This window comes from Streptomyces noursei (assembly GCF_016917755.1).
In the GTDB taxonomy this organism is placed as follows: Bacteria; Actinomycetota; Actinomycetes; order Streptomycetales; family Streptomycetaceae; genus Streptomyces; species Streptomyces yunnanensis.
On sequence record NZ_CP070326.1, the window covers coordinates 9,583,052 to 9,595,906 of the forward strand.

Genomic DNA, 12,855 nt, shown 5'->3' on the forward strand with positions numbered 1-12,855 from the left:
GCCGCGACGATGGCCGAGCAGCTCCAGCGGGCCCACGCCTCCGTACTCGATGCCCATCGGGCCATCAGTGCCTGGCAACTCGCCCGCACGGTCCCGCTCACCGGAACCGAGGACGTCCTCCGCGCAAACGGCCCGTACCCCACCGACGACGGCCCGGCGCCGCTCACCGGGCACGAGGTCTACGACGGCACGGCAGCGGTCCTCGGGACGGCGGCCGACGCGCTCCCGGGCGACGGCACCGGCGCGATCGAGGTGACCTGGTGCAGCACCGCGCCGGACGGGCCCACGGCACTGGACGCCCATCCCACCCCCGGCTCCGGCGGACCGCCCCTGCCGTCACGGTGGCACATCCGCGACGGGGACCGGGTCATCGCCGTCGTTGCCAGGCACCCGCAGGCCCCGCCGTGGCCACGACGGCCAGTCCCCCACTACCCGCGCGATCCGCGCCCCCTGGCCCGTACCCCGGTGGAACGGCTCTCCGCCGCCGAGCTGGACGCCCTGGCCGGCGGTGAGTTCGCGTCGGTCTTCGGTGCCGCGTTCGACCAGCATGGCCTGCCGCCCGAGGCGCTCCCCGCGCCCTGGCCTGCCCGGCTGTTGGCCGAGGTCACCGCCATCGAGCCCCGCGGTGGCGCGTACGCACAGGGACTCCTGCGGGCCACCGCGCATCTGCCCGCGGACGAGGGCACCGCCGTCTGGCCGCGGCTCATCGCGACGGCAAGCGATCTCCTGCGGGTCTACGCCTTCCACCGCGGGTTCCACCTGTGCCTCCCTGGTGCCAGGACCACCCCCTTAACCGACCGTCCCGCCCTTGTCGAGCTGTTTGACACCCCCACGCCACAGCAGGCCGAACTCCGCCTGGAGATGGAGGTGACCGAACTCGGCATGATCCCGCGGCCGTTCCTGACCGGCGACTGCCGCATCACCGTGGGCGGGCAGTTGGTCGCCCGTCTGCGCGACCTGGGCATCGCGCTCCGGGAGAGGCCGGGAGCCGATCTGGCTTTCGGCTTGGAGCGGGAGGGCTGCCGCAGAAGCGCGGACGGACGGTGGGCGGTGTGCAGTGAACTGGTCCCGGCCGTCGCCGCCGAGGGGAACTACAGAGCCCATACGCTCCACGACGTCCCCGACCTCCACGGCACGGCGCAGGTTCGCCCGCGACTGCCCCGCGGCGACATGCTCATGCTGGACCGCTGCCGCCAAGCGGAGACCGGCGCCTGGCGCGATTACCGGCCCGGCAGCTGGCTGGCCAGCGAATACGACGTACCGGAGGATCCATGGTACGTCCGTGAGAGCAGCGGGGCCCTGCCGCAGTTGGCGCTCATGGAGATCGCGCTACAGCCCCCAGGCATGTTCAGTGGGCTCCTCGGTGTCCTGGGGGAGTACCCCGACCAGGACCTGACCTGCCGCAATCTCGACGGCACCGCCCGGCTACTGCGCGAAGTCGATCCGCGCGGGGCGACCGTCGAGCAGCGCACCACCCTCACCTCGCACACCGCCCTGCCCGGCGGCCTCATGCACCGCTACGACTTCACGCTGAGCACCGGCGGCGAACCCTTCTACACGGGCAAGACCGTGCACGGGTACTTCACCCGTGAGTTGCTGGCCCAGCAGCAGGGTCTGGACGGCGGACGCCTCGTCCCGCCCTGGCTGGACCGCTGCCCACCGCCGCCGGCGCAGTTGCGCCACCTGGATCTGCGCGAGGACACGCGGTTGGGCCACGGACGGATGGCATTGTTGGAAGACGCCATCCTGGTCCCCGGCGGAGGGGCGCACGGCGCCGGCTATCTGCTGTGCACCAAACCGGTGCATCCAGACGACTGGTACTTTGAACAGCACTTCTTCCAGGACCCGGTGATGCCCGGCTCGGCGGGGGTGCAGATGCTCTACCAGGCCGTGCACGCCTACGCGCTGCACACCGGTCTGGTGGATCACCTCCTGTCACAGCCGCACTTCGGCATCACGGTCGGCGAGGAGGTGCGGTGGACCTACCGCGGACAGATCCTCCGCGAGCACCAACAGGTCCGCGGCGAAGTACACATCCGTGAGGTGCGCCGGGAAGGCGAAGTCGTCCGGCTCCTGGCCGACGGCAGCGTCTGGCGAGACGACCTGCGCATCTACCAGGTGGACAACATCGCCGTACAGGTCACCTCCGCGCGACGGGGCAACAAGGGGGAAGCGGGATGACGGCCGTCAGGCACGACCCCGAAGGGTTGTACGAGGTGCTCTCGGCACTCGACCGCCCCTGCTACATCGTCAGCAGCGGGGGCCGGCCAGGCGCCACCCACCATCCCCCCGCACCCGGCTCCGGCACCACCCTGCTCGCCGCCGTGGGGCCGCTGTCCCCCCAGGGAATCGGCTCTGCGGAGTTCCGGCGCCGCCACGGCGTCCGCTACGCCTACATGGCGGGCGCGATGGCCGGCGGCATCGCCTCCGTGGAGCTGGTCGCCGCGCTGGCCCGCACCGGACACCTGGCCTCGTTCGGCTCGGCGGGACTACCCGAGGACCGGATCGACCAAGCCCTCGGCCACCTGGCGGGTGAATTCGGCGCCACCGGCAGGCCCTTCGCCTGCAATCTCCTCCACAACCCCCTCGCGCCCGCGATGGAGAAGGCATGCGTGGACGCGTGCCTGCGCCACGGGGTGCGCTGCCTGGAGGCATCCGCCTTCGTCCAGCTCACCCCGGACCTGGTGCGCTACCGGGTGGTCGGACTGCGCCGCGACCCGGCCACCGGGGTCCAGGCCGAACACCGGTTGATCGCCAAGGTCTCCCACCCGCACATCGCCGAACTGTTCCTGCGGCCGGCCCCCCACGAGATCGTCGCTGACCTCACGGCCCGCGGCCTGGTCTCCGCCGAACAAGCCGAACTCGCCCGCTCCGTCCCCATGGCCGACGACATCACGGCCGAGGCGGACTCCGGCGGACACACCGACCGCCGCCCGCTGGCCATCCTGCTGCCCGCTCTCATCCAGCTGCGCGACCGGATCGCCCACGAGCGCCCCCACCCGCACGGCACTCCGGTACGCATCGGCGCCGCCGGCGGCATCGGCACCCCGCACGCCGTGGCGGCCGCCTTCGCCCTGGGCGCTGACTATGTCGTCACCGGCTCGGTCAACCAGGCCACCACCGAGGCAGGCACCTCACCCGGCGTGAAACGCCTGCTTGCACAGGCCGGCCTGGCAGACTGCACCATGGCCCCGGCAGCCGACATGTTCGAGCAGGGCGTACAGGTACAGGTCCTGGCCCGCGGAACGCTGTTCCCCGGCAACGCGGCACGCCTCTATCGCCTCTACCGGGACTACGCCAGCCTGGACGACCTCCCGCCCGACGAACGCCGTACGCTCCAAGAGCGCATCCTGCGCAGTCCGTTGGAACAGGTCATGGACGAGTGCACCGCCTACCTGAAGGCCCATCAACCCGACCAGCTTCCGCGCGCCGAGCGGGACCCGAAATACCGGATGGCCCTCGTCTTCCGCTGGTATCTGGCAATGGCCTCACGCTGGGCCACCTCCGGACAGACCGATCGCTCCGGCGACTGGCAGGTCTGGTGCGGCCCGGCGATGGGCGCGTTCAACGCCTGGACCGCGGGCAGCGTGCTGGCCGCCCCGGAACGACGCCAGGTAGCCACCATCGCCGAACACCTCCTGCGCGGCGCCGCCTTCCACAGCCGGGTCAGCCAGCTGCGCCTGGCCGGTGTACGCCTCCCGGCCTCCTGCGCCGAATACCGTCTGCCGTCACCCTCCCCCGCGGACCCAGGCGTCGGCGGGGAAGGTGGCCGCCCGCGCCACAAGGCGCCTGAGCCCATCCCCGTCATCCCGACTGCCCTCTGATCGACTTCGACGCAAGCCCAGGTCTTGAAGACGTTACGGCTGGACCCGAATTCGCCGGCGCATCGCCGATGGCCGGCCAGGTCCTTCAGACTGTGCCCTGGTTGGCGGGGTGCTGCATTCGTGCTGGGTGAGAAGAGCCTGCAGACCGGCTCTCGACATCGGCTCGGCTCCGCCGACGCGGTCCCACGTGGGCGGACCCTGGTTTTCCCCGATGGCGGACACGGGCCGATGAAGTGCCGAACACGCCAACTCCCCACAGGACGGACTCGTCATCACGCACGGGACGCTCACCGGTCAGCTTCGGGCCGTATGTTTTCTCGTCGAGTGCCGGACGACAGAGCCCCTGCTCTACGGGCCGGTCGGCGCCCGGTGCTCCACGTCAGCAGGACGTAGCAGACGCCCTTTCCCTCCACTGTCTCAGGTGGATCGTCCTCCGGCTGGACGCCCACAGCCTCGGCGGCGGCGATGCTGAGGGGGGCGTTGCCTGGCTTGATCTGCAGCACCACCCGCTCCAACTCCAGGGCCTGATGGGCGTAGAGGGTCATCAACTGCACCGTGCACAGGGGCCAGATGTCGCCCCCCGCAGGCGGCACCCACGGCACAGCCCATGCTGCCCGGGACAGATTCAAAGGTCAGCGTCCGACCACTGATGAAGGCTGTGAGCCTAGTGACGGCCGGTCGAGCTCGGCCGCTGCCGATCCCCATGTGGCGCGCGGCGCCATGCCTCCCGTTTCGTTGCGTCGCATCCTGTCTTGGAGCTTGAACCCCGGACGCGTCACCGCTCAATGCGCAGACATCTCCATGACGGAGTCCGTGCGCGGTACCAACCACACCCGGTAGGAGGAGGGCGGATCCGAGTCGTGTTCCCCAGGCCGATGTGAACCCCCACGCCACGTGCTGACAACGGAGCAGGTCACAGCCCTGAGACCACTAGGCCACATGCCCCGAACACACACGATCTCCACATGAACCCGGCCCGAACCCCCACGCCTGGGCTCGGGAGAAACCCCAGGTCAGCGCACTGCTCCACCAAGAACCCGCACACCCATTTCGACCACCCATCCGCCCTCCATACACAAAGAGCCTGGTCAGCGCGCTGACCAGGCTCTTTGCGTGTGTGTCCGAGGGGGGACTTGAACCCCCACGCCCGATAAAGGGCACTAGCACCTCAAGCTAGCGCGTCTGCCATTCCGCCACCCGGACTTAGGTGGTCTTCGCGGGGCGTTCCCCGCGGCGACATGGACAACAATACCAAGGTTTCGGAGTGCCCTTCACCTGCATATCCGCGCCGGACATAAGGCGCGCTTATGGGCGATGAGGGACGGGCGGGCGAGGCGATTGGGCCGCATGCGCCCGGAGAGTGCACCCGTTGCGGACCCGCACCCGGAGACGGCGAACACAGGGGGCAGAGGCAGACGCGAGGGACGACCCAGGACGGACGCTGGCCGGCCGGCGGACGGGTGGCGTGATCGTTGCCGTTCCTCACACTTCCCCGCGCCTCCCCTGGACAACGGTCAGGGGATGCGGGATAACGGGTTCATGCAGCTTTTGTCGACTGGCGACTGTATACAGTCTTCTGAGTTCTGTATGCATGAGCGGCGATCGACGCAGACGCAGATGGAGATGGAGATGGAGAGCAGATGCAGATCGAGAGGGAGAAGCAGGAGGAACAGGAGGAGCCGGAGGAGCAGAACAAACCGCACGAGTCGTATCAGCCTCGCGAGCCACACCAGTCACATCAGTTCACGTGCCGCGCGAGCCACAGCAGTTCACGCGTCACACGCGCCGCATGAGTTGCAGTAGTTGCACGGAGTGCGCGTGCAGGTGATCGGTGCGACCGAGAGTTGAGTCGAAGGGAAGCGATGTACATGGCGGAAGACGGTCAGGACGCGGGTCTCGCTCGGGGTGGGCGGGAGGGCGGGGGTGCCCGGGGGGCCGGGAGTGGCGGCCCCGGTCTCGTTTCCGGTGGGCACTTGGTTGCCAAGGCGCTCAAGGCGGAGGGGGTGGAGGTGATCTACACCCTGTGCGGGGGGCACATCATCGACATCTACGACGGGTGCGTCGACGAGGGGATCGACGTGGTCGACGTGCGGCACGAGCAGGTCGCCGCGCATGCCGCGGACGGGTATGCGCGGATCACCGGGCGGCCCGGGTGTGCGGTGGTCACCGCAGGGCCCGGTACGACGGACGCGGTGACCGGCGTCGCCAACGCCTTCCGGGCCGAGTCGCCGATGCTGTTGATCGGTGGCCAAGGGGCGCGCACCCAGCACAAGATGGGGTCGCTCCAGGACCTGCCGCACGTCGAGATGATGACGCCGATCACCAAGTTCGCGGCCACCGTGCCGGACACCGCGCGGGCCGCGGACATGGTCTCGATGGCGTTCCGGGAGTGCTTCCACGGTGCGCCCGGCCCGTCGTTCCTGGAGATCCCGCGCGATGTGCTGGACGCCGAGGTGCCGGCCGACGCGGCCCGGGTCCCGCGGGCCGGGCACTACCGCGCCTCGACCCGCTCGGCCGGCGACCCCGACGACGTCCAGCGGCTGGCCGATCTGCTGGTCCGCGCGGAGAAGCCGGCGATCCTGCTGGGGAGCCAGGTGTGGACGACGCGCGGGAACGAGGCCGCGGTGGAACTCGTCCGGGCCCTGAACGTCCCGGCGTATATGAACGGGGCCGGGCGCGGGACGCTGCCGCCCGGCGATCCGCACCACTTCCAGCTGTCGCGGCGGTACGCGTTCGCCAACGCCGATGTGATCGTGATCGTGGGGACGCCGTTCGACTTCCGGATGGGGTACGGCGAGCGGCTGTCGCCGGACGCGACGGTGGTCCAGATCGACCTGGACTACCGGACGGTGGGGAAGAACCGGGACGTCGACCTGGGGATCGTGGGTGACGCGGGCCTGGTGCTGAAGGGAGTCGCCGAGGCCGCGTCCGGGCGGATCAACGGGGGTGCCGCCAAGCGCAAGGAGTGGCTGGACGAACTGCGGGCGGCCGAGCAGGCGGCGGTCGAGAAGCGGTTGCCGCAGTTGCGGTCGGATGCCTGTCCGATCCATCCGTACCGGCTGGTGAGCGAGATCAACGAGTTCCTGACCGAGGATTCGATCTACATCGGGGACGGCGGGGACGTGGTCACCTTCTCCGGTCAGGTCGTCCAGCCCAAGGCGCCCGGGCACTGGATGGATCCCGGTCCGCTCGGCACGCTCGGCGTCGGGATCCCCTTCGTGCTCGCGGCCAAGCAGGCCAGGCCGGAGAAGGAAGTGGTCGCGCTCTTCGGTGACGGCGCGTTCAGCCTGACCGGGTGGGACTTCGAGACGCTGGTCCGCTACGACCTGCCGTTCGTCGGCGTCGTCGGCAACAACTCCTCGATGAACCAGATCCGTTACGGGCAGCGGGCCAAGTACGGCGCCGAGCGGGAGCGGGTCGGGAACACCCTCGGCGATGTGCCCTACGACAAGTTCGCGCAGTTGCTCGGGGGGTACGGCGAGGAGGTCCGGGACCCGGCGGACATCGGGCCGGCGCTGCGGCGGGCGCGGGAGTCGGGGAAGCCCTCGCTGATCAACGTGTGGATCGATCCGGACGCCTACGCCCCCGGAACGATGAACCAGACCATGTACAAGTAGGAGGGAGTCAGCCGTGTCCAAGGCACTCGACGGCATTCGCGTCCTCGATATGACGCATGTTCAGTCCGGGCCTTCTGCAACGCAGTTGCTCGCCTGGCTCGGGGCGGACGTGATCAAGCTGGAGTCGGTCGGCGGCGACATCACACGCCGTCAGTTGCGGGACGTACCGGATGCCGACTCGCTCTACTTCACGATGCTCAACTGCAACAAGCGGAGCATCACCCTGAACACCAAGACACCGCGGGGAAAGGAGCTGCTGACCGAGCTGATCGGCCGCAGCGACGTCCTGGTGGAGAACTTCGGGCCCGGTGCGGTCGACCGGATGGGGTTCACCTGGGAGCGCATCCAGGAGATCAACCCGCGGATCGTCTACGCCAGCATCAAGGGCTTCGGTGAGGGCCCGTACACCGGCTTCAAGGCGTACGAAGTGGTGGCGCAGGCCATGGGCGGGGCGATGGCGACCACCGGGTTCGAGGACGGGCCGCCGCTGGCGACCGGCGCGCAGATCGGCGACTCGGGCACCGGGGTGCACTGCGTCGCCGGCATCCTCGCCGCGCTCTTCCAACGTACCCGTACCGGCCGCGGCCAGCGGGTCAACGTCGCCATGCAGCATGCGGTGCTCAACCTGTGCCGGGTGAAGCTGCGGGACCAACAGCGGCTGGCACACGGGCCGTTGGCGGAGTATCCGAACGAGGGCTTCGGCGACGAGGTGCCGCGCAGCGGCAACGCCAGCGGCGGCGGGCAGCCCGGCTGGGCGGTGAAGTGCGCGCCCGGCGGTCCCAACGACTACGTCTATGTGATCGTGCAGCCGGTCGGCTGGCGGCCGCTCACCGAGCTGATCGGCCGGCCGGAGCTGGCCGAGGATCCGGACTGGGCGACGCCGGAGAGCCGGCTGCCCAAGCTGTCGAAGATGTTCCAGCTGATCGAGGAGTGGAGCAGCACGCTCCCCAAGTGGGAGGTGCTGGAGAGGCTGACCGCCCACGACATCCCCTGCGGGCCGATCCTGTCGACCAAGGAGATCATCGAGGATGCCTCGCTGGCCGCCGACGGCATGGTGGTCGAGGTCGAGCATCCGCAGCGCGGCACCTTCACCACGGTCGGCTCGCCGCTGAAGCTCTCCGACTCCCCCGTCGAGGTCCATCGCTCGCCACTGCTGGGCGAGCACAACGCCGAGGTGTACGGCGACGAACTGGGGCTGGACGGCGCGGAGCTCCGACTGCTGAAGACGGAGGGGGTCATCTGATGGAGCTGATGGATCCGGTGGATGGGATGGATGGGATGAGGCGTCAGAGGGGGGTCGTGGAAGGGGTTTTGGGCAAGGCTCGGGCTGCCGGGCGGCGTGTGCTCACCGCGCCCGAGGGCAGGCTGATCGCCGAGGCGTACGGGATTCCGGTGCCCGCGGAGGGACTGGCGGAGGACGCCGAGGGCGCGGTGGCGCTCGCGGACCGGATCGGGTTCCCGGTGGCGCTCAAGATCGTCTCGCCGGACATCCCGCACAAGACCGACGCGGGCGGGGTGCGGACCGGTCTCGGTTCGGCGGCCGAGGTGCGCGCCGCGTTCACCACCATCGTCGCGAACGCGCGGGCGTATGCGCCGCGGGCCCGGATCGACGGTGTGCAGGTGCAGCAGATGGTGCCGGAGGGGCAGGAGGTGATCGTCGGGGCGGTCACCGATCCGACGTTCGGGAAGGTCGTGGCGTTCGGGTTGGGCGGGGTCCTGGTCGAGGTGCTCAAGGACGTCACCTTCCGGCTCGCGCCGTCCTCGGCCGAGGACGCCGCGTCGATGCTGGACGGCATCCGGGCGGCGGAGGTGCTGCGCGGGGTGCGCGGTGCGCCCGCGGTGGACCGCGCGGCGCTCGTCGATCTGATCGTCCGCACCTCCCGACTGGCCGCGGACTTCCCGCAGATCGCCGAGGTGGATCTCAATCCGGTGATCGCCTCGGCGGGCGGGGCGACGGCCGTCGACGTGCGGATCCTGCTGAGCGAGGGCGCGCCGCCGGAGCGTCCGCGGCACACCCGGGAGGAGATCCTGGCGGCGATGCGGCGGCTGATGCGCCCCCGGTCAGTGGCGGTCATCGGGGCCTCCGGCACGCCGGGGAAGATCGGCCACTCGGTGATGCGCAACCTGCTCGACGGTGGGTTCCCCGGCGAGATCCATCCGGTGCATCCCACCGCCGACGGCATCCTGGGCCGCAAGGCGTACCGCTCGGTGCGGGACGTGCCGGGCGAGGTGGACGTGGCGGTGTTCGCCATCCCCGCGCCGCTGGTGCCCGCGGCGCTGGAGGAGGCCGGTCGCAAGGGCGTCCCGAACGCGGTGCTGATCCCGTCCGGTTTCGCCGAGACCGGTGAACACGCCCTGCAGCAGCGGATCGTGGCGATCGGGGCCGAGTGGGGCATCCGGCTGCTCGGACCCAACATCTACGGCTACTACTCCACCTGGCAGGACCTGTGCGCGACGTTCTGCACCCCGTACGACGTCAAGGGCGGGGTGGCGCTGACCTCGCAGTCCGGCGGCATCGGGATGGCGATCCTGGGCTTCGCCCGGACCACCCGGACCGGCGTCTCGGCGATCGTCGGGCTCGGCAACAAGGCGGACGTGGACGAGGACGACCTCCTGACCTACTTCGCCGAGGACCCGCACACCGACTGCATCGCCATGCACCTTGAGGACCTCAAGGACGGCCGGACGTTCGTCGCGGCGGCCCGGGAGACGGTGCCGAAGAAGCCGGTGGTGGTGCTCAAGGCGGGCCGGACCGGTGCCGGGGCGCGGGCCGCGGGGTCGCACACCGGCGCACTGGCCGGCGACGACGCGGTCTACGACGACATCCTGCGGCAGGCCGGGGTGATCCGGGCGCCGGGCCTGAACGACCTGCTGGAGTACGCCCGGGCGCTGCCCGTGCTGCCCGTCCCGCGGGGTGACAACGTGGTGGTGATCACCGGCGCCGGCGGCTCCGGGGTGCTGCTGTCGGACGCGCTGGTCGACAACGGGCTGCGGCTGATGGACGTCCCACCCGACCTCGACGCGGCGTTCCGCCGGCTGATCCCACCGTTCGGGTCGGCCGGCAACCCGATCGACATCACCGGCGGGGAGCCGCCGGCCACCTACGAGGCGGCGCTCCGGCTGGGCCTGTCGGATCCCCGGATCCATGCCCTGGTGCTGGGCTACTGGCACACCATCGTCACCCCGCCGGCGGTCTTCGCCGAGCTGACCGGGCGGGTGGTGGCGGAGTTCCGGGCGCGCGGGATCGAAAAGCCGGTGGTGGCGTCGTTGGCCGGCGACACTGAGGTCGAGGAGGCGGCGGCCCGGCTCTTCGCGCGCGGGGTGGTCGCCTATCCCTATACGACCGAGAAGCCGGTGGCGGTGCTCGGCGCGAAGTACCGCTGGGCGCGGGCCGCGGGGCTGCTGCGGACCTAGGTCGTGTCGCCTTCTCAAGGAGCACGGAGAGATCGGACAGAGGGCGCGCTGACCGGATTTTCGATTCCGAGGTGAAGGGTATGGACCGCAGCGAACGGGACGGCACGGAAACAACCGCAACGATCTATCAGGAAATCGTCGACGGCAAGGGCCGGGTCTACCGGGTCGGCGAATCCGACCGGGAACTTCTCGGCGGCCACTCGCGGAAACTGATGGTGTATCTGCCGTGGCTCGCGATGATGGCCATCGGCGTCTCCGAATACGCCTACGGTTCGGCCGAGGGAACGCTGTCGCACGCACATGGGTGGACGCAGAGCGACACCTTCTGGATTCTGAGCGTCTGGGTCTTCTGCCAGGCCGGAATCGCCTTTCCGGCGGGCTGGTTACGGGAACGCGGCATCCTCACCGCGCGCCGGGCCATGTTCCTCGGGGCGGTGCTGAGCCTGGTGGGTTTCGCGTCACTGGCCCACTTGGACGATGTGCTGGCGGCGATCTGCGGTTTCGGGGTGGTCGGCGGTATCGGCTCCGGGCTCGTCTACGCCACCTGCATCAACATGGTGGGCAAATGGTTTCCGGAGCGGCGCGGCGCGAAGACCGGATTCGTCAACGGTGGATTCGCCTATGGCGCACTCCCGTTCATCTTCGTCTTCAACTACGCCTTCGACATCGGGGATTTCCAGGACGTACTGGACGGCATCGGGATCTACGTACTGGTCGTGGTGGCGGGCTGTGCCTGGTTCTTCAAGGATCCGCCGAAGAATTGGTGGCCCGTCGAGGCGGATCCGCTGAAGGCCGGCGGGTCGGGGCAGGGCGCGGCATTCCTGGCGAAGAATCCGCCGGCGGTGCGGCAGTTCACGCCCAAGGAGGCGGTGCGCAGCGGGATGCTCCCGTTGATGTGGGTGAGCGTGGTGCTGACCGCCGGCGTCTCGATCTTCGGGATCTCGTTCCAGGTGGACTTCGCCAAGGACGTGGGGTTCGGCCCGCTGGTCGCGGCCTCGTCGATGGGGGTGATGTCCGTCGTCAACGGCGTCGGCCGGGCCGTGGTGGGCTGGCTGTCGGACCTGTGGGGCCGGAAGACGACCCTGGTGTTCGTGATCGTCGTCCTGGGGCTGGCCCAGTTCGGGGTGTTGTGGGCCGGGGACATCCACAGCCAGTGGCTGTTCCTGTTCTTCGCCTTTCTGTCCGGATTCGGCGGTGGCGCCTTCTATCCGCTCTTCGCGGCGCTCACCCCCGACTACTTCGGCGAGAACTACAACGCCTCCAACTACGGACTGGTCTACAGCGGCAAGCTGATCAGCGGTCTGTTCGGCGGCGGACTGGGTTCGATGGTGGTCAGCGCCTGGGGCTACAACGGCGCATATCTGCTGGCCGGCGGCCTCTCCCTGGTGGCTGCGGCGTTCACCCTGCTGCTGCACCAGCCGGGTCGGACCCGGTTGCGCGACGTGCCGCCCAACCCCCGGCCGATCAGTAGGGAAATGACCTGAGCGGGACGACACGTTCGGGTGCATTCCCCTTCAGCGGGGATCGGCGCCGTGTCCTGGGAGCGGCGGGGCCGTTTGGGTGTGTGCCGACGGAAGACGTGCCGCGAGCGGCAGAGCGCGCGCGCCACGGCCGTTTGGCCGGCGGTAGACGCCGCTTGATCTCTGAAGCAGAAAGGGACTGTCCACCATGACGTACTCCAAGGCCGCTGCGGTTGTTGCCGGCGCGGTAATGGCCCTGGGCGTCGCCGCCCCCGCGTTCGCCGACGGCCACCGGGGGGTCGCGACGGATGCCAAGAACCTGCTCGACAGCAGCCCGGTGGCCAAGAACGTCGTCAAGAAGCCCCCCGTCAACATCGACGCCGTCGTCAACGCCGTCGCCAAGACCGCGGACAAGCTGAAGACGACGCAGGACGCCGGCAAGTTCCCGGTCGGCAAGACCACCATCGGCAAGGCCGCGCGCCCGCGCCACTGACGGCCGCACCGCCGGCCGGCGCTTGTCGGACGGAGCGATGACGGAAT

Annotated in this window: 8 protein-coding genes and 1 tRNA gene; 7 read left to right on the forward strand and 2 right to left on the reverse strand. The window is 69.8% G+C overall.

The genetic code is table 11. The features are described 5' to 3' along the window. Window positions 1–9: 9 nt before the first annotated feature. Together JNO44_RS41745 and JNO44_RS41750 are read left to right on the forward strand one after the other, a co-directional pair. The gene (locus tag JNO44_RS41745; protein WP_205369139.1) at window positions 10–2,181 is read left to right on the forward strand and encodes a 3-hydroxyacyl-ACP dehydratase; all 2,172 of its coding nucleotides are present in this window, start codon (window positions 10–12) and stop codon (window positions 2,179–2,181) included. Then, a complete protein-coding gene (locus tag JNO44_RS41750; RefSeq protein WP_205369140.1) occupies window positions 2,178–3,824 on the forward strand; it encodes a PfaD family polyunsaturated fatty acid/polyketide biosynthesis protein in 1,647 nt (548 codons plus the stop codon). Before JNO44_RS41745 ends, JNO44_RS41750 begins: the two co-directional genes overlap by 4 nt. 287 nt (window positions 3,825–4,111) lie before the next feature. Here the strand turns inward: JNO44_RS41750 and JNO44_RS41755 are convergent, their stop codons facing one another. Both JNO44_RS41755 and JNO44_RS41760 read right to left on the reverse strand, forming a co-directional pair. Next, window positions 4,112–4,369 (reverse strand): hypothetical protein, encoded by a 258-nt coding sequence (locus JNO44_RS41755; protein WP_205369141.1) that lies wholly within the window; start codon window positions 4,367–4,369, stop codon window positions 4,112–4,114. A gap of 573 nt (window positions 4,370–4,942) precedes the next feature. Next, window positions 4,943–5,027, reverse strand: a tRNA-Leu gene (locus JNO44_RS41760). Window positions 5,028–5,797: 770 nt separating this feature from the next. Here JNO44_RS41760 and JNO44_RS41765 point away from each other — a divergent pair. From JNO44_RS41765 to JNO44_RS41785, 5 genes are all read left to right on the forward strand, one after another. Beyond that, window positions 5,798–7,441 (forward strand): thiamine pyrophosphate-binding protein, encoded by a 1,644-nt coding sequence (locus JNO44_RS41765; protein ID WP_205369142.1) that lies wholly within the window; start codon window positions 5,798–5,800, stop codon window positions 7,439–7,441. 13 nt (window positions 7,442–7,454) lie between these two features. Continuing rightward, a complete protein-coding gene (gene frc, locus JNO44_RS41770; protein WP_205369143.1) occupies window positions 7,455–8,684 on the forward strand; it encodes a formyl-CoA transferase in 1,230 nt (409 codons plus the stop codon). Window positions 8,685–8,719: 35 nt separating this feature from the next. After that, window positions 8,720–10,855 (forward strand): acetate--CoA ligase family protein, encoded by a 2,136-nt coding sequence (locus tag JNO44_RS41775; RefSeq protein ID WP_420882730.1) that lies wholly within the window; start codon window positions 8,720–8,722, stop codon window positions 10,853–10,855. A gap of 80 nt (window positions 10,856–10,935) precedes the next feature. Beyond that, on the forward strand, window positions 10,936–12,339 hold the full coding sequence (locus JNO44_RS41780; protein WP_205369144.1) for an OFA family MFS transporter: 1,404 nt from the start codon (window positions 10,936–10,938) through the stop codon (window positions 12,337–12,339). 184 nt (window positions 12,340–12,523) lie between these two features. Continuing rightward, entirely contained in the window at window positions 12,524–12,808 is a 285-nt protein-coding gene (locus tag JNO44_RS41785) for a hypothetical protein (RefSeq protein ID WP_073444770.1), read from the forward strand. Window positions 12,809–12,855 lie beyond the last annotated feature (47 nt).